The organism is Glaciihabitans sp. INWT7 (assembly GCF_014217685.1).
Lineage (GTDB): Bacteria > Actinomycetota > Actinomycetes > Actinomycetales > Microbacteriaceae > Lacisediminihabitans.
The window spans coordinates 1,358,168-1,373,790 of the sequence record NZ_CP043653.1; the positions used below are offsets into that span (position 1 = coordinate 1,358,168).

A 15,623-nucleotide genomic window follows, 5' to 3' on the forward strand; every position below is an offset into this window, starting at 1 on the left:
GCAGCATTGCGTTCGTGACTACTGCTTCGGATACCCGCTGGCTCACCCTCCCCGAACTCGTGGACATCCTCGGAATCGGTGTGAGTAAGGTGCGCCGGTTGATCGAGGACCACAGCCTCCTCGCGTCGAAGATCGACGGGGTGTGGAAGGTGCCGGAGTCGTTTATCCGAGACGCCGAGCCGCTTCCGGAGTTGCGTGGCACCCTGCTCGTACTGCATGACAGCGGGTACAGCGACGACGAGGCGATGCACTGGCTGCTCACCGAGGAGGAGAGCATCGGCATCCCGCCGATCGACGCGCTGCGAGCCGGCCGCAAGGCCGAGGTTCGCCGCGTCGCACAGGCTCTCGGGTTCTAGCCCCTCTCGTCGCCCTGGAGGCGACGGCTCACGCGACCCGCTTGATCACGGTGTCGGCGAGCTGAACGAGCTGTTGCTTCGACGACTGGCTGAGTGGCGCATCCGCGATCGCGGTGATGGCGAGCTTTACGTTGTGATCGATGATCTGTTCCACGTGTTCGACCGCTCCGCTGTCGCGGATGGATGCCTGCAACATCGTCACCTGCTGAGGAGAGAGTTCAGGGTCTCCCAGCAGCTCGTCGAGGAGGCTCGTCGAGTTCGAGGGGAGTTTGGTTCGCGCGAGCGCGATCAGCACCGTGCGCTTTCCCTCGCGGAGGTCGTCGCCCGAGGGCTTTCCGGTGGTCTCCGGATCGCCGAAGACACCGAGAAGGTCGTCGCGCAATTGATAGGCGATTCCCAGCGGAAGTCCGAATTCCCGAAGCGCCGTGACCTGTTCGACCGATCCGCCGGCCAGCGCCGCGCCGATCGCCAGCGGTGCCTCGATGCTGTATTTCGCGGATTTGTAGACGATGACGCGGTGCGCCCGCGACAGGAGCTCCGGCTCGGGATAGTTGCGCCAGCTCCGCTCCTCGAGGATGTCGAGATACTGGCCGACGGTCACCTCGGTGCGCATCCGGTTGAATTCCGCCCGCGCGGCCGCGCGGGACGCGGGGGAAGACAGCGCCTGCAGCCCGGAGTCGAAGAGTTCATCGCTCCAGCTCAGGAGCAGGTCACCGAGGAGCAGGGCGGCGGACTGGCCGAACCCTCGTGCGCTTCCGGTCCACCGACCGTCGTCGTGGAGACCCTCGAAGCGCTTGTGAGCACTGGGCATGCCGCGACGGGTGTCGGAGTTGTCCATGATGTCGTCGTGCACGAGCGCGGCGGCATGGAAGACCTCGAGACCACTGGCGGCGAGCACGATCGCCTCGAGGTCGCTCGGGGCGCTTCGGTCGGGCATCACGTCGAACGCCGTGCTGTGCCCGCTCACGGACTGCCAACCCCAGTAGCAGAACAGCGCGCGAAACCGCTTTCCGCCCCGCAGCAGGTCGCGGGAGAAGTCTATGAACGGAGCGAGGTCCGGCCCGATGGATGCGAGCAGCGGCTCGCGTTCATCCAGAAAGGCATCGATGTCGTTCTGGACAAGGTCAACTAACCGCTTACTCTCAGGCACGGTTATAGCCTAGCCACGTGGGGGAGCCTACAATTGGCATGTACCACCACCACGCCTCTGACCTGAAGGGAGTCACTATGCCGCTGTCAGAACATGAACAGCGTCTCCTGGACGAGATGGAACGCAGTCTCTATCACAACGACGCCGACTTCGTCGCGACCGTCGGATCGGGTCGAGGGCGCCCCACCTACCGCTCCATCGTCATCGGCATTCTCGTCGGTCTGGTCGGAGTCGCGGTCATCGTCGCGGGGGTGATGCTGCAACTCGCCATCCTCGGGGTCGCTGGCTTCGTCGTCATGTTCGTGGGGGTGCTCGTGGCGATCTCCTCCCCGCGGCGCCTGGTCGAAGAGCCTCCGCGCCCGACCGAAACCCGTTCGAAGGCGACCTTCATGGATCGCATGAACGAGCGGTGGGACAAGCGCCAGGACGGGCGCGAGCAGTAAGCAGACTTCACAAATTTGGGCCGATCGCGAGATCGGCCTTTTTTTGTGCCCATTTTCGCGCCGGATTCCCCCCCGGTAGCTCCATTTCCCTCCACCCGCAACTAGCCCTGTATTGCGGGCTCACCGACCCCAGAAAGGGGCAATTCGGCGCGCTTTTCATTGTTTTGTGGTGGAGAGTGGAGTAAAGTGGAGTACACCTGAATCCAGGCCGGAGAATGAGGGGGAGTGGCCGATGTTCCTTGGCACGCACACCCCCAAGCTCGACGACAAAGGCCGCATCATCCTTCCGGCCAAGTTCTGGTCGGAGCTCGAATCCGGCATCGTCATCACCCGTGGCCAGGAGCGCTGCCTCTACGTGTTCTCCACTCGCGAGTTCGAGGAGCTTCACGACCGCATCCGCCAGGCACCCGTCACCAGCAAGCAGGCCCGCGACTATCTGCGACTCTTTCTCTCCGGCGCGAACGCCGAGGTGCCGGATGCCCAGCACCGCGTCACGATTCCGGCGGCCCTTCGCGCCTACGCCGGCCTCGGCCGTGACCTCACCGTGATCGGGGCGGGCAACCGCGCCGAGATCTGGGACACCGCCGCGTGGGAGACCTACTACTCCGAGCAGGAGAGTGCCTTCGCCGACACGACGGAGGAGGTGATCCCGGGACTCTTCTAGCGCCCTTGTTCCTGACTCCCAGCCGTCGACTCGCCCTGACATCACTTCCCCGGTGACAGGTCGGACGGATGGGGATCAGGAACAAGGAACAGAAGACACCGGTCACTATGGCCGAAAACCAGATCCACACCCCCGTGATGCTCGAACGGAGCATCGAGCTGCTCAGCCCCGCCCTCTCGCGTCCGGGCGCCGTGCTCGTGGACGCCACGCTCGGCATGGCCGGCCACGCCGAGGCCTTCCTCCAGCGATTCCCCGAGCTCGTGATCGTGGGGCTCGACCGCGACACCGATGCCCTCGCCATCGCGGGAGAGCGACTCGCCCCCTTCGGGGATCGGGTGCATCTCGTGCACACCGTCTACGACCGCTTCGAGGAATCCCTCGAAGAACTGGGCATGTCAGAGGTCTCGGGCATTCTCTTCGACCTCGGAGTCTCGTCGCTCCAGCTCGACCGGGTGGAGCGCGGGTTCTCGTACTCCAAGGACGCCCCCCTCGACATGCGGATGGATGCCACATCGCCGCTGACCGCCGAACGCATCCTCGCGGACTACAGCGAGACCGAGTTGCGCCGCATCTTCTGGGAGTTCGGCGAGGAGCGTCTCGCCCAGCGCTATGCCAAGAAGATCGTGGAGACGCGCGAGACCCGTCCGCTCGTGCGCTCCGCCGAACTCGTCGAGCTGATCACTGCGGCGACCCCCGTGGCGATCCAGCGCAAGGGGCACCCGGCCAAGCGCGTATTCCAAGCGCTTCGCATCGAGGTGAACCAGGAACTCTCGGTGCTCGAGCGAGCCATCCCGGCCGCGCTCCGCTCGCTCGCCGTCGATGGCCGCATCGTCGTGCTCTCCTACCAGTCGCTCGAAGACCGCATCGTGAAGCGGGCCTTGGCCGCCGCATCCTCTTCCACCGCTCCGGCGGGACTCCCGATCGAACTGCCGGAACACCGGGCAGAGTTCACCCTTCTGGTGCGCGGTGCAGAACTCGCCACCGACGACGAGAAAGCCGCCAACCCGCGGTCCACCCCAGTGCGGCTTCGCGCCGCGTCACGCATCCGGAGGGCCGCATGAGTAACACTCTCGCCATCGATCTGCCAGATTTCCTTCCGGCCGAACGCGAGGTGCACCCCCGCCATATCGAGATCGTCTCGAGCCGCAGCCAGAAGCGGGCGCGCCCGAGAGTCGTCTACGCCCTCGTCGCCGTCGCCGGCTTGTTCGTGATCCTCATGGCGCAGCTTCTGCTCAGCATCTGGCTCTCGGATGGCGCGTACCAGATCTCCGGGCTGCAGCAGACCCAGCGCGACCTGTCTCGCGACCAGCAGGCTCTCGCCGAGTCGCTCAACGTGCTGCAGTCTCCGCAGAACCTCGCCGGTCAGGCGACGGCGCTCGGAATGGTGATGAACACGGGCAGCCAGGGCTTCCTCAGTCTCTCCGGAGGGGTTACGCGGGCCCCCACCCCGGCCGCGGCCGACACGACGGTTGCGGCGGATGCCGCGACCTACACGCCGAACGCACTGATCACCCCCGACATCTCGGCCCTCGGCGCCACCGCAGCCGCCGCGGCGGCCGCGTCTGCCACGGGCGCGCCTGCCGCACCGGCGGGTGCCGGGTCGGTAGCGTCCACTCCGGGGGTTCCCGCACAGACCGTGCTTCCGTCTCCGATCACTCACTGACCACCACCAGTCCGCATCCCGAGAGGAGGCGCCCGTGACTAATCCGCGTCGCAGCCGTCGTCGCCTGGCCCTCGCGATCGTCATGGTGTTCGCCGTCATCGGTGTCTTCGCCGTGCGTCTCGTGGACATCCAGCTCGTGCGGGCCGATCAGCTCACGACCGATGCGCTCAGTAAGAGAGCGGTGGAGACCCCTACCTACGCGGCACGCGGCGACATCGTCGACACCAACGGTGTGGTGCTCGCCGACAGCGTCAATCGGTACGACGTGACCGTGTCCCCGGCGAACTTCACGAAGATGAACGAGGCCGGGGGATTCACCGTCACGGCGAAGGACGGCACCAGGACCACCATCACGGTGATGCAGGCGGCTACCGAGCTCGCCGCCCTCACCACGCAGGATCCGGCGACCGTCTACCAGGCCTTCACCAAGGACCCGAAGTCGAACTACTCCGTCGTCACCAAGTCTGTCGATCTCGCGACACGGCGTGCCATCGAGAAGCTCAAGATCCCGGGCATCGTGTTCCAGCTGCATCCCAAGCGCACCTACCCGAACGGGGCGGTCGCCGGAAACCTCACCGGCTATATGAACACCGGAGGCCCCGGCGGCGGGCTCGAGGTCACGGGCGACAAGTGCCTCGCGAGCACCAACGGCACCACAACCTACGAGCAGGGCGCCGACGGCGTGCAGATCCCCGGCAGCTCGATCACCACCAAGCCATCCACTCCCGGGGGCACCCTCAAACTCTCCATCGACAGCGACCTGGACTGGTTCGCCACTCAGGCGATAGCAGAGCAGGCCACCGCGGTCGGCGCCCAGTCCGGTACGGCAATAGTGCTGCGCATCAAGGACTTCCACATCATGGCCGCCGCCGATTGGCCCGCCGTCGACCCGAACAACATCGACGGCTCGGCCGTGGAGAACTTCGGATCCCGTGCCTTCACCGCCCAGTACGAACCGGGCTCGGTCTTCAAGGCGATGTCTGCCGCTATCCTGCTCGAGACGGGCATCGGATCGCCGACCATGCAGGCCACCGTCCCCTCGAAGTGGACGACGCCCGAGGGCGGTTTCGTGCGCGATGCCACTCCTCACCCCACCGAGCAGCTCACGCTCACCGGAGTGTTGCAGAACTCGTCGAACGTCGGAATCTCCATGCTCGGATCGCAGGTGCCGGAGGATGTGCGCCTCGCCTACATGAAGAAGTTCGGGCTGGGCCAGGAGACCGCCGTTGGCTTCCTGGGAGAGGCTTCCGGCAGCCTCGGTGTCACGGGCAACGCCTCGAAGCCCTGGGACGACCAGAGCAAGTACAACGTGCTCTACGGCCAGGGTGTATCGGCGACCGCACTCCAGGTGGCCCAGATCTTCGGCACGCTCGCGAACGGTGGGGTGAGACTGCCGATGACCCTCGTCGAGAGCTGCACCAAGCCTGATGGAACAGTCACCGACGTGCCTTCCACCACGGGCACGCGGGTGGTGTCCGAGAACACGGCCAAGACCGTGGTCAACATGCTCGAGAGCGTGGTGCAGGGCGGCGAGCTTTCCAAGGCCGTGAAGATCCCGGGCTACCGCGTGGCGGGCAAGAGCGGCACCGCGGAGGTCGCGGGGCCGGGGGGCTACACCTCCGACCGCATCGTGTCGTTCGCCGGCATCGCCCCCGCTGAGGACCCTCAGTACGTGGTTGTCGTGACCTACACGAAGCCAGCTACCATGAAGAGTTCGGCCGCTGCGGCGCCGACATTCAAGAAGATCATGTCCCAGGTGCTCACAAAGTACCGGGTGCCCCCGTCGACAACGCCATCCACCTATCCGGCGACGACCTGGTAAGAAAGTAGACGCTGTGACTGCACGGATCCCCCCGGTTCTTCGACCGGAGCATCCGCTGGCCAGGCCTCTCGCCGGACTCGTTTCGGAATTCGGGCTCGACTCGGTGGGTTCCCTCGACGGCGTCGAGATCACCGGTGTCACTCTGCGTTCGACCGAGGTGGAGTCCGGTGACCTCTACGTCGGCATCCAGGGGCTCAACAGCCACGGCGCGTCCTACGCGGCGCAGGCCGCCGAGAGCGGAGCGGTCGCCGTGCTCACCGACCGCGCCGGAGCCGCCCTCGCCGCGGAAAGCGGCCTGCCGATCGTGATCGTCGAGTCGCCGCGCCTCGCGCTCGGCGAGGTGTCGGCGTGGGTGTATCGCACCAACGAGCATCCGCCGCTCATGCTCGGTATCACCGGCACCAACGGCAAGACCTCCACCGCCTACATCCTCGAGGCGATCCTCAAGCAGCTCGGGCTCGTGACGGGCCTCTCGTCCACCGCGGAGCGGCACATCGGCGACGTGAGCGTCGTGAGCCGACTCACCACCCCCGAGGCGAGCGAGATGCACGCTCTTCTCGCCCGTATGCGAGAGAGCGAGGTGCGCGCGGTCGCCGTCGAGGTGAGCGCGCAGGCCCTCACCAAGAACCGGGTGGACGGGCTCATGTTCGATGTGGTGGCCTTCACCAACCTCAGCCACGACCACCTCGACGACTACGCCGACATGGACGAGTACTTCGAAGCCAAGCTCGGCTTCTTCGACCCGGAGCGCGGAAAGCGCGGAGTCGTCTCTCTCGACACGGCCTGGGGACAGAAGGTCGTCGATCGGTCCCGCATCCCGGTCACCACCATCTCGGCGACCCCCGGCGTGGTGGGGGAGTGGAACGTCGAGATCCTCGACGAGCGCGCCTCCGGGGTGGAGTTCACCCTCACCGGGCCGGAGGGTCGTTCGATCACCACGCACGTGCCGCTCATCGGCTGGCACATGGCGGCCAACGCGGCGCTCGCGATCGTGATGCTCGTCGAGGCGGGTTTCGAACTGGAAGCCATCGGCCAGGCGATCGACGACGGCATCGACGCCTACCTGCCCGGGCGCACCGAGCGGGTCTCCGGAGACCGCGGACCGAGTGTCTACGTCGATTTCGGTCACAGTCCCGATGCCTTCCTCAACACCCTCGGCGCGGTGAGCAAATTCACCACCGGACGCGTGATCATGGTGTTCGGCGCCGATGGCGACCGCGATGCCACCAAACGCCACGAGATGGGCCGCGTCGCCTCCGAGGGTTCGGACATCCTGGTGATCACCGATCATCACCCGCGATTCGAAGACCCGGAATCCATTCGCGCGACTCTCATCGAGGGCGCGAATCTCGCCGAGCACCAGGCGGAGCTTCACGAGGTCAGTCCGCCCGAGAAGGCGATCCGGGTGGCTGTGGCGCTTGCCCAGGAGGGCGACTCCATCCTCTGGGCCGGCCCGGGGCATCAGGACTACCGCGACATCCGGGGCGAACGCACGCCGTACTCGGCCCGCGCGGAGGCCCGCGAGGCCCTGCGAGAGGCGGGTTGGGCCTAAGTGATCTCCCTCACGCTTGCCGAGCTCTCGGCGGCCGTCGGCGGCACCCTTCGTCTGGCGCCCGGAAGTCACGACTTCGACGACATCTCCGGATCGGTGCAGACCGACTCGAGGCTCGTCACCGCGGGATCGATCTTCATCGCTTTGCCCGGGGAGGTCTCCGACGGCCATCTGTTCGTGCAGGCTGCGATCGACAACGGAGCGGCGCTGGTCATCGTGGACCACGAGCTCCCGCTGCCGGTGTCCCAGGTCGTGGTGGATGACACGCTCACGGCCCTCGCCGACCTCGCCCGGTTCGTCGTGGCCCGCGTGCGCGCAGAGGGTGGCCTGAAGGTCATCGGTATCACCGGATCCAACGGCAAGACCACCACCAAGAACATGCTGCGCGCGGTGCTCGAGACGGCCGGGGCCACCATCGCCCCTCCCGGATCCTTCAACAACCAGGTCGGGGCGCCCCTCTCGATGCTCTCCATCGACTTCGGCACGCGATTCCTCGTTATCGAGATGGGGGCGTCCGCGGTCGGGGATATCGCCCGCACCGTCGGCATCGCGGTGCCGGACATCTCGGTGGTGCTCAAGGTGGGGCTCGCCCATGCCGGAGAATTCGGCGGGATCGAGCAGACCCAGCGGGCGAAGTCCGAGATCGTCACTGAGCTTCCGGCCAGCGCGGTCGCCATCCTCAACGTCGACGACGAACGCGTCGCCGCCATGGCCGCCCTCACCAAGGCCCGCCCGGTCTGGTTCGGACTGGATGCGACGGCCGATGTGCGTGGCGACGACCTTCGTGCCACCGCCTCCGGCACGGCATTCACGCTCATCGCCGGCGAGCTGCACCGGCCGGTGCAGCTGCGGATCCTGGGCGAGCACCACGTCATGAACGCCCTCGCCACACTCGCCGTTGCTCGGGAGCTCGGAGTGGACCTCGACAGCGCCATCACCGCGCTCGAGACTGTGCCGCGCGCCGAGCGCTGGCGCATGGAGGTGTTGACCCGATCCGACGGCATCGTCGTGATCAACGACGCCTACAACGCCAGCCCGGACTCGATGTCGGCAGCGCTCAAGACCCTCGCGCAGATCATCGAACCAGGTCAGCGCTCCATCGCGATTCTCGGCGAGATGACCGCTCTCGGCGAGTACTCCGACGAAGAGCACGACCGCATCGGGCGCCTCGTCGTCCGCCTCAACATCCAGAAGCTCATCGTGGTCGGCCACGGTGCCAGGCACATTCACAACGCCGCGGGCCTCGAGGGTTCGTGGGACGGGGAGTCCATGCTCGTCGCGAATGCCGACGAGGCCTATGAGCACCTGAGGGGCGACCTGCGCGCGGGCGATGTCGTGCTGGTGAAATCGTCGAAGTCCGCCAATCTCCGCTTCCTCGGTGACCGTCTCGGCGGGGTGCCCGCGTGATCGCGCTCCTCACCGCGGGCGGCGTCAGTATGGTGTTCACCCTGCTGCTGACCCCGGTGTTCGCGAAGGCGTTCCGGCGGCTGAAGCTCGGACAGTTCTACCGGGCGGACACTCCGACCGCGCACGTGATGAAGCGCGGAACGCCGTCGATGGGCGGAATCGTCTTCATCACCGCGTCGATAGTGGGCTATTTCGTCGGGCATCTCGTCGGCGGAGACTCGGTAGCCGGCACCGGCATCCTGGTGCTCGCGATGATGGCGGGCCTCGGCCTGATCGGCTTCCTCGACGACTACCTCAAGGTCAAGCGCCAGAACAGCGTGGGGCTCGCCGGCTGGTACAAGATCGTCGGTACGGTGATCGTGGCGATCGTGTTCGGCATCATCGCCATCGTCTACCGGGATGCGAACAACCGCACACCGGCCTCGACGGCGATCTCCTTCGTGCGCGACCTCAACTTCAACTTCGTCGTGGTGTTCGGAGCGACCTTCGGGATCATCCTCTTCATCGCCTGGATCGTGCTGATCACGACGGCGACCACCAATGCGGTGAATCTCGCCGACGGGCTCGATGGCCTCGCCGCCGGGTCGTCCATCTTCGCCATCGGCTCGTACATCATCATCGGCTTCTGGCAGTCGAACCAGTCCTGCTTCAGTTCGACGATCGCGGAGAGCGGCAACCTCTTCAAGTGCTACACCGTGTCTCGTCCGCTCGACATCGCGGTGGTCGCGGCCGCGATCGTCGGCTCGCTCATCGGATTCCTCTGGTGGAATACGGCTCCGGCGCAGATCCACATGGGCGACACCGGATCGTTCGGCCTCGGCGGGGCTCTCGCGGCCCTCGCGATCCTCTCCCGCACCGAGCTGCTTCTCGTGCTGATCGGCGGACTCTTCCTCGTGATCACCGGGCAGGTGATCGTGCAGCGCATCTACTTCAAGGCCACCCGCGGCAAACGGATCTGGCGCGCGAGTCCGCTGCATCACCACTTCGAGATGAAGGGCTGGGCGGAGGTCACGATCGTCGTGCGGTTCTGGATCATCTCCGGCCTCTTCGTGGCCGCCGGTGTCGGCACCTTCTACCTCGAATGGCTCTCGCGGGTTCCCTGATGTCACGAACTGCGGATGATGTGGCCGGTCTCACCGGATGGAACGCAGACTGGGCGGGGCTGCGGGTCGCCGTGCTCGGTCTGGGGATGACCGGATTCTCGGTCGCCGACACTCTTGCAGAGCTCGGGGCCGAGATTGTCGTGCTGGCCGATCGTGCCGATGGCGAGATCTCCGACCTGCTCGACGTGATCGGGGTGCGCCTCGCCGTGACCGACCTCGAAACGGAGCTCGAAACCTTCGCCCCGGAGCTCGTGGTGGTCTCGCCCGGCTTCGCCCCCTCGCATCCGCTCGTCGCGTGGTCGACCGCAGCTGGTGTGCCGGTGTGGGGGGATGTCGAGCTCGCCTGGCGACTGCGCGATCGTTCGGGTCGCGTGGCCGAATGGATCGCCATCACCGGCACCAACGGCAAGACGACGACGACGCAACTCACCAGAGCGATGCTCGTCGCGGGCGGCAAGCGGGCGATCGCCTGCGGCAACGTCGGCGTGCCCGTGCTCGACGCCGTGCGCGACCCGATCGGCTTCGATACCCTGGTCGTCGAACTCTCCAGCTTCCAGCTGCACTACCTGCAGTCCATGTCTCCGTGGTCTAGCGTGTGCCTCAACGTGGCGGACGACCACCTCGATTGGCACGGTTCGGCCGCGGCCTATCGCGCAGCCAAAGGCAGCGTCTACGAACGCACCAGGGTCGCCTGCGTCTACAACCTGGAAGACGACACCACACGAGAACTCGTCGAGGAGGCGGAGGTGGTGGACGGATGCCGCGCGATCGGCTTCGGTCGCGGCCTTCCCGGCCCGAGCGACGTCGGCCTCGTCGACGAGATCGTTGTGGACCGCGCCTTCCTGGCCGACCGCTGGCGCTCGGCCACCGAGATCACGACTGTGCACGAACTCGAGACCGTGGGTCTCGGCTCGCCCCACATGATCGCGAACGTGCTCGCCGCATCCGCCCTCGCCCGATCATTCGATGTATCGCCTGCCGACATCCGCACGGCGCTGCGAGCCTTCCGCATGGACCATCACCGCACCGAGACGATCCTCGACCGCGACGGCATCCGGTGGGTCAACGACTCAAAGGCGACGAACCCGCACGCGGCTCAGGCAGCGCTCGAATCCTTCGACTCCGTGGTCTGGGTGGTCGGCGGACTGCTCAAGGGAGTGGATGTCACCGAACTGGTGTCGGCGAACCGGGCCCGACTGCGCGCCGTCGTGCTGATCGGTGCCGATCGTTCCGCGCTTCGCGACGCGTTCCTGCGACACGCGCCATCGCTGCCCGTGTTCGAGGTCGACACCGCCGACACTAAAGAGGTGATGCCGACAGTCGTGAGACTGGCGGTCGCGGTCGCCCGGCCCGGGGACACAGTCCTTCTCGCTCCGGCGGCCGCATCCATGGACCAGTTCACCGACTACGCCGACCGGGGCAACCGGTTCGCAGACGCGGTGCGCGAGGCAGACACAGCACGAGATGCAGGCGGAGAGGGCACGAATGACCACGAGCCCCCCGCGACCCCGGGCGAAGACTAGGACAGCGGCGCGCCCCGAGCCCGGTGCCCGTCCGGCCGAACAGAACGAATCCCGCGGCCCCGCCGCCGTTGTCACCGTCAAGCGTCTCTTCGCCGCCGAGACCGGGAGTTACTTCCTCCTTCTCGGAACGACGCTCTTCCTCGTCGTCTTCGGACTGGTGATGGTGCTCTCCTCCTCTGCGGTCGAGTCGTTCAAAGCCAGTGGCGACTTCTTCAACGGCTTCATCCGCCAGGTGCTGTTCGCCGCCATCGGCGTGCCCCTGATGCTCATCGCGGCCCGCCTCCCCGCCTTCTTCTGGAAGAAATGGGCGGGCCGGTTCCTCGTGATCGCCATCGGGCTCCAGCTGCTGGTCTTCGTGCCGCACATCGGCGTCGAGATCAATGGAAACCGCAACTGGATCAACATCGCCGGCTTCACCGCCCAGCCATCGGAGCTCATCAAGGTCGCCCTCGTGCTCTGGCTCGGCAAGTCACTTGCGGGCATGCAGGATCGCCTGGACGACTGGCGGGAGCTCATCAAGCCACTCATCCCGGCGGGGCTCGCGATCGGGCTCGTCGTACTAGGTGGCGACGTCGGCACCGCGATCATCCTGCTCGCGATCGTCTTCGCCACGCTGTTCTTCGCCGGGGTCAGCATGCGGCTCTTCGCGATTCCCCTCGTGGGCATCGTTGTCGCCGGCGCCGCCATCGCGCTCGGTTCCGGCTCCCGGGCATCCCGGATCGCGGCCGTGGTGAACGGCTGCCAGACGGACACCGATCACAACGGACTCTGCTGGCAGACCGTGCACGGCTGGTGGGCGCTGGCCTCCGGTGGGATCTTCGGGGTGGGGCTCGGCAACTCGAAACTGAAATGGTCCTGGCTGCCCGAGGCTGACAACGACTTCATCTTCGCGATCATCGGCGAGGAGCTCGGCCTGATCGGCGCCATCCTCGTGCTGGTGCTGCTCCTCGTGCTCGCGGTCACCTTCGTGCGGATCATCCGGGCGCGCCCTGCTACTGACGCCTTCGCCCGCGTCGCCGTGAGCGCGGTGCTCATCTGGGTGATCGGCCAGGCCTTCGTGAACATCGCGGTTGTGCTGGGGCTGTTACCCGTGCTCGGAGTGCCGCTCCCGTTGATCTCCGCGGGAGGGTCCGCCCTCGTCACCACGCTCCTCGGCATCGGGATCGTGCTGTCCTTCGCCCGTCACGCCCCGGATGCCTCGACGACGACCGCGACCGGCGGTCGCCTGAGGTGACGCGGTATCTCCTCGCCGGTGGGGGAACCGCTGGACACGTGAACCCCCTGCTCGCCGTCGCCGACCGTCTCGTGCTGCGCGACCCGGAAGCGGTCATCCTCGTGCTCGGCACGGCGGAGGGTCTCGAAGCGCGCCTGGTGCCGGCGCGCGGCTATGAGCTCCTTGTCGTCGCCCGGCTGCCGTTCCCGCGCCGCACGAATGCCGATGCGCTGCGGTTTCCGGGCCGGTTCGGCCGGCTTGTCGCAGACATCCGCGCCCTGATCCGTGAGCATCGCATCGATGTCGTGGTGGGCTTCGGCGGCTATGTCTCCGCTCCCGCCTACCTCGCCGCCCGGCGAGAGAACGTCGCCATCGCCATTCACGAGGCGAATGCCCGGCCGGGAATGGCCAACCGGCTCGGGGCCAGACTCACCCGTTTCGTCGGCACCGCTTTCCGCTCAGCTCGTCTGCCGCACGGCCGTTTCGTCGGCATGCCCCTCCGCCGGGAGATCGAGTCGCTCGACCGGCCGGCGGAGCGACGGGAGGCCCTCGAATTCTTCGGACTCTCCTCCTCACGACCGACCCTGCTGGTGACCGGCGGGTCCCAGGGCGCCCAGCACATCAACGAGGTCGTGAACGAGTCGGCGGCGACCATCATCGGGGCCGGATGGCAGATTTTGCACGTCACGGGGGAGCGGTCGATCCTGGAGCCCACGGAGTTGGCTCACTACCTGATGGTGCCCTACTGCGACCGGATGGACCTCGCCCTTGCCGCAGCGGATCTCGCGGTCGCCCGGGCCGGAGCCGCGACGGTGAGCGAGTTCAGCGCCCTCGGGGTGCCGGCCGTGTATGTGCCCCTGGCGATAGGCAACGGCGAGCAGCGGCTCAATGCCCGCGACGTGGTGGATGCCGGAGGAGCCCTCATCGTAGACAACGCCGAGTTCACCCCGCGCTGGGTGCTCGATCACCTTGTGCCTCTGCTCGAGGACCGCGCCGCCATCGCCGCAATGGCCGCGCGCACCCTGCCGGTCGGCGTGCTCGACGGCGCCGACCGAATGGTCGACCTCGTCGGGGATGCCCGCGCCTCCACCGTAGATTTGACCCCGTGATCAAGTCAGACTTCTCCCAGTCCGTGCCCGACGATCTCGGCCGGGTGCACTTCGTGGGCATCGGCGGCGCCGGCATGAGCGGCATCGCCCGTCTCTTCCTCGAGGCCGGTGTGCCGGTCACCGGCTCTGACATCCGTGCGACGGAGACGGTGGAAGCGCTTCGAGCGAGCGGAGTCTCGATCGCCATCGGTCACTCCGCCGCCAACATCGACGGCGCGGACACCCTCATCGTCACCGGGGCGATCGCCGAAGACAATCCCGAATTCCTGGCCGCGCGCGAACGCGGCCTCCCGATAGTCCACCGAGCCCAGGCTCTGGCCTGGCTCACACGAAAGCACCGTGTGGTGGCGATCGCGGGAGCCCACGGTAAGACCACGTCGACGGCGATGATCGTGACGGCGATGCTCGCACTCGAAGCGGATCCGAGTTTCGTCAACGGGGGAGTGATCCGCTCACTCGGTGTCAGCGCCGCCACCGGCACCGGCGAGGTCTTCGTCGTGGAGGCGGACGAATCGGACGGGTCTTTTCTGCTCTACGACACCGCGATCTCGCTCATCACGAACGTCGACCCCGACCACCTCGACCACTACGGCTCGGAGGAGGCCTTCGAGGAGGCCTTCGTCACCTTCGCGCGCAAGGCCTCCGAACGGGTCGTCATCTCGAGTGACGATGCCCGCGCGGTCTCCGTGACCACGCGGCTCGCGGATCGCAGCGTGCTGACCTTCGGGCAGCATGCGGATGCGGACATCCGGCTGCACTCGATCGAGAGCACCGAGACAGTCGCCTTCACCCTGCACTTTGGGGGTGCCGACTACGCGACGCGACTCCGGGTCGCCGGACTGCATAACGCGATCAATGCCGCGGGAGCGTTCGGCGTGCTGGTCTCGCTCGGTGTCGAACCACAGGCCGCGCTCGACGCGATCGCTCTCTTCGAGGGGACGGAGCGACGGTTCGAGTTGCGCGGCACCGTGCGCGGGGTGAGCGTCTACGACGACTTCGCCCACCATCCGACGGAGATCAGGGCCGCCCTCTCCGGCGCGCGGGGAGTGGTCGGGGCCGGGCGCCTGATCCCGATCTTCCAACCCCACCTCTATTCGCGCACGAAACAGATGGCGGCCGAATTCGCCGAGACCTTCGAGTCGCTCGCCGACATCACGATCGTCGTGCCGATCTACGGCGCCCGCCAGGATCCCGAGCCGGGGGTCACCGGAGAGCTCATCACCCGGCTCTTCCGCGACCAGTCGCGCGTGCACTATTTCGACGAGTGGCAGGATGCCGCCGACTTCGCCGCCTCCATCGCGAGCGCGGGCGATTTCGTGATCCCCATGGGCGGCGGCGATGTCTACCGCATCATCCCGCAGCTTCTCGAGACCCTTGCGCTGCCGCCGGGTGAGCCCGAGGGCGAGTCCCGATGAAGAGGCCAGAGGGATTCGATCGCACGCCCGGTTCGACCACCGGAGCCACCCCGCCCCGGCTGCCCGGAACGAAGAAGCCCGCCGCGCCGTCGCCTCCGGCTCAGAGGGCTCCGGCACAAAAGATTCCGGCACAGAACGCTCCGGCACAGAAGGCTCCGGCACAGAACGCTCCAGCGCAGAAGGCTCCAGCACAGAAGTTTTCG

Annotated in this window: 14 protein-coding genes; 13 read left to right on the forward strand and 1 reads right to left on the reverse strand. The window is 66.8% G+C overall.

Annotated features, from left to right (window positions below; all coding sequences use genetic code 11):
• The first annotated feature begins 14 nt into the window (after positions 1–14).
• Positions 15–356: an Rv2175c family DNA-binding protein gene (locus tag F1C58_RS06660; protein ID WP_185203631.1), complete on the forward strand. Its 342-nt coding sequence runs from the start codon at positions 15–17 to the stop codon at positions 354–356.
• Between the two features lie 28 nt (positions 357–384).
• Here F1C58_RS06660 and F1C58_RS06665 read toward each other — a convergent pair whose 3' ends face one another.
• Complete coding sequence (locus F1C58_RS06665; RefSeq protein ID WP_185203632.1) at positions 385–1,506, reverse strand: polyprenyl synthetase family protein; 1,122 nt, start codon at positions 1,504–1,506, stop codon at positions 385–387.
• A 77-nt stretch (positions 1,507–1,583) separates the two neighbouring features.
• On the opposite strand from F1C58_RS06665, the gene F1C58_RS06670 reads away from it, so the two are divergent.
• From F1C58_RS06670 to murC, 12 genes are all read left to right on the forward strand, one after another.
• Positions 1,584–1,949 (forward strand): DUF3040 domain-containing protein, encoded by a 366-nt coding sequence (locus F1C58_RS06670; RefSeq protein ID WP_185203634.1) that lies wholly within the window; start codon positions 1,584–1,586, stop codon positions 1,947–1,949.
• Between the two features lie 232 nt (positions 1,950–2,181).
• Complete coding sequence (gene mraZ, locus F1C58_RS06675; protein ID WP_185203636.1) at positions 2,182–2,613, forward strand: division/cell wall cluster transcriptional repressor MraZ; 432 nt, start codon at positions 2,182–2,184, stop codon at positions 2,611–2,613.
• Positions 2,614–2,720: 107 nt separating this feature from the next.
• A complete protein-coding gene (gene rsmH, locus F1C58_RS06680) occupies positions 2,721–3,674 on the forward strand; it encodes a 16S rRNA (cytosine(1402)-N(4))-methyltransferase RsmH (protein WP_185203638.1) in 954 nt (317 codons plus the stop codon).
• Positions 3,671–4,276 carry a hypothetical protein gene (locus F1C58_RS06685; protein ID WP_185203640.1) on the forward strand — a complete coding sequence of 202 codons (606 nt, stop codon included), beginning with the start codon at positions 3,671–3,673 and terminating at the stop codon, positions 4,274–4,276. The genes rsmH and F1C58_RS06685 overlap by 4 nt, the downstream gene beginning before the upstream one ends.
• 34 nt (positions 4,277–4,310) lie before the next feature.
• Positions 4,311–6,098: a penicillin-binding protein 2 gene (locus F1C58_RS06690; RefSeq protein WP_185203641.1), complete on the forward strand. Its 1,788-nt coding sequence runs from the start codon at positions 4,311–4,313 to the stop codon at positions 6,096–6,098.
• Between the two features lie 13 nt (positions 6,099–6,111).
• Complete coding sequence (locus tag F1C58_RS06695; protein ID WP_185203643.1) at positions 6,112–7,650, forward strand: Mur ligase family protein; 1,539 nt, start codon at positions 6,112–6,114, stop codon at positions 7,648–7,650.
• Positions 7,651–9,057, forward strand: coding sequence for a UDP-N-acetylmuramoyl-tripeptide--D-alanyl-D-alanine ligase (gene murF, locus F1C58_RS06700; protein WP_185203645.1), 1,407 nt, complete (start codon positions 7,651–7,653; stop codon positions 9,055–9,057).
• Positions 9,054–10,160 carry a phospho-N-acetylmuramoyl-pentapeptide-transferase gene (gene mraY, locus F1C58_RS06705; RefSeq protein WP_185203646.1) on the forward strand — a complete coding sequence of 369 codons (1,107 nt, stop codon included), beginning with the start codon at positions 9,054–9,056 and terminating at the stop codon, positions 10,158–10,160. Before murF ends, mraY begins: the two co-directional genes overlap by 4 nt.
• Complete coding sequence (gene murD, locus F1C58_RS06710) at positions 10,160–11,683, forward strand: UDP-N-acetylmuramoyl-L-alanine--D-glutamate ligase (protein ID WP_185203648.1); 1,524 nt, start codon at positions 10,160–10,162, stop codon at positions 11,681–11,683. Before mraY ends, murD begins: the two co-directional genes overlap by 1 nt.
• Complete coding sequence (ftsW, locus tag F1C58_RS06715) at positions 11,646–12,917, forward strand: putative lipid II flippase FtsW (protein WP_255461312.1); 1,272 nt, start codon at positions 11,646–11,648, stop codon at positions 12,915–12,917. Before murD ends, ftsW begins: the two co-directional genes overlap by 38 nt.
• On the forward strand, positions 12,914–14,005 hold the full coding sequence (locus F1C58_RS06720) for a glycosyltransferase (protein WP_185203650.1): 1,092 nt from the start codon (positions 12,914–12,916) through the stop codon (positions 14,003–14,005). The genes ftsW and F1C58_RS06720 overlap by 4 nt, the downstream gene beginning before the upstream one ends.
• Positions 14,002–15,420, forward strand: coding sequence for a UDP-N-acetylmuramate--L-alanine ligase (murC, locus tag F1C58_RS06725; protein WP_185203651.1), 1,419 nt, complete (start codon positions 14,002–14,004; stop codon positions 15,418–15,420). The genes F1C58_RS06720 and murC overlap by 4 nt, the downstream gene beginning before the upstream one ends.
• The last annotated feature ends 203 nt before the right edge of the window (positions 15,421–15,623 follow it).

Coding starts and splice junctions, on each gene's coding strand:
- mraZ (WP_185203636.1), top strand. CDS start 2,182: ATGTTCCTTGGCACGCACACCCCCAAGCTCGACGACAAAGGCCGCATC.
- rsmH (WP_185203638.1), top strand. CDS start 2,721: ATGGCCGAAAACCAGATCCACACCCCCGTGATGCTCGAACGGAGCATC.
- ftsW (WP_255461312.1), top strand. CDS start 11,646: ATGACCACGAGCCCCCCGCGACCCCGGGCGAAGACTAGGACAGCGGCG.
- murD (WP_185203648.1), top strand. CDS start 10,160: ATGTCACGAACTGCGGATGATGTGGCCGGTCTCACCGGATGGAACGCA.
- F1C58_RS06685 (WP_185203640.1), top strand. CDS start 3,671: ATGAGTAACACTCTCGCCATCGATCTGCCAGATTTCCTTCCGGCCGAA.
- F1C58_RS06670 (WP_185203634.1), top strand. CDS start 1,584: ATGCCGCTGTCAGAACATGAACAGCGTCTCCTGGACGAGATGGAACGC.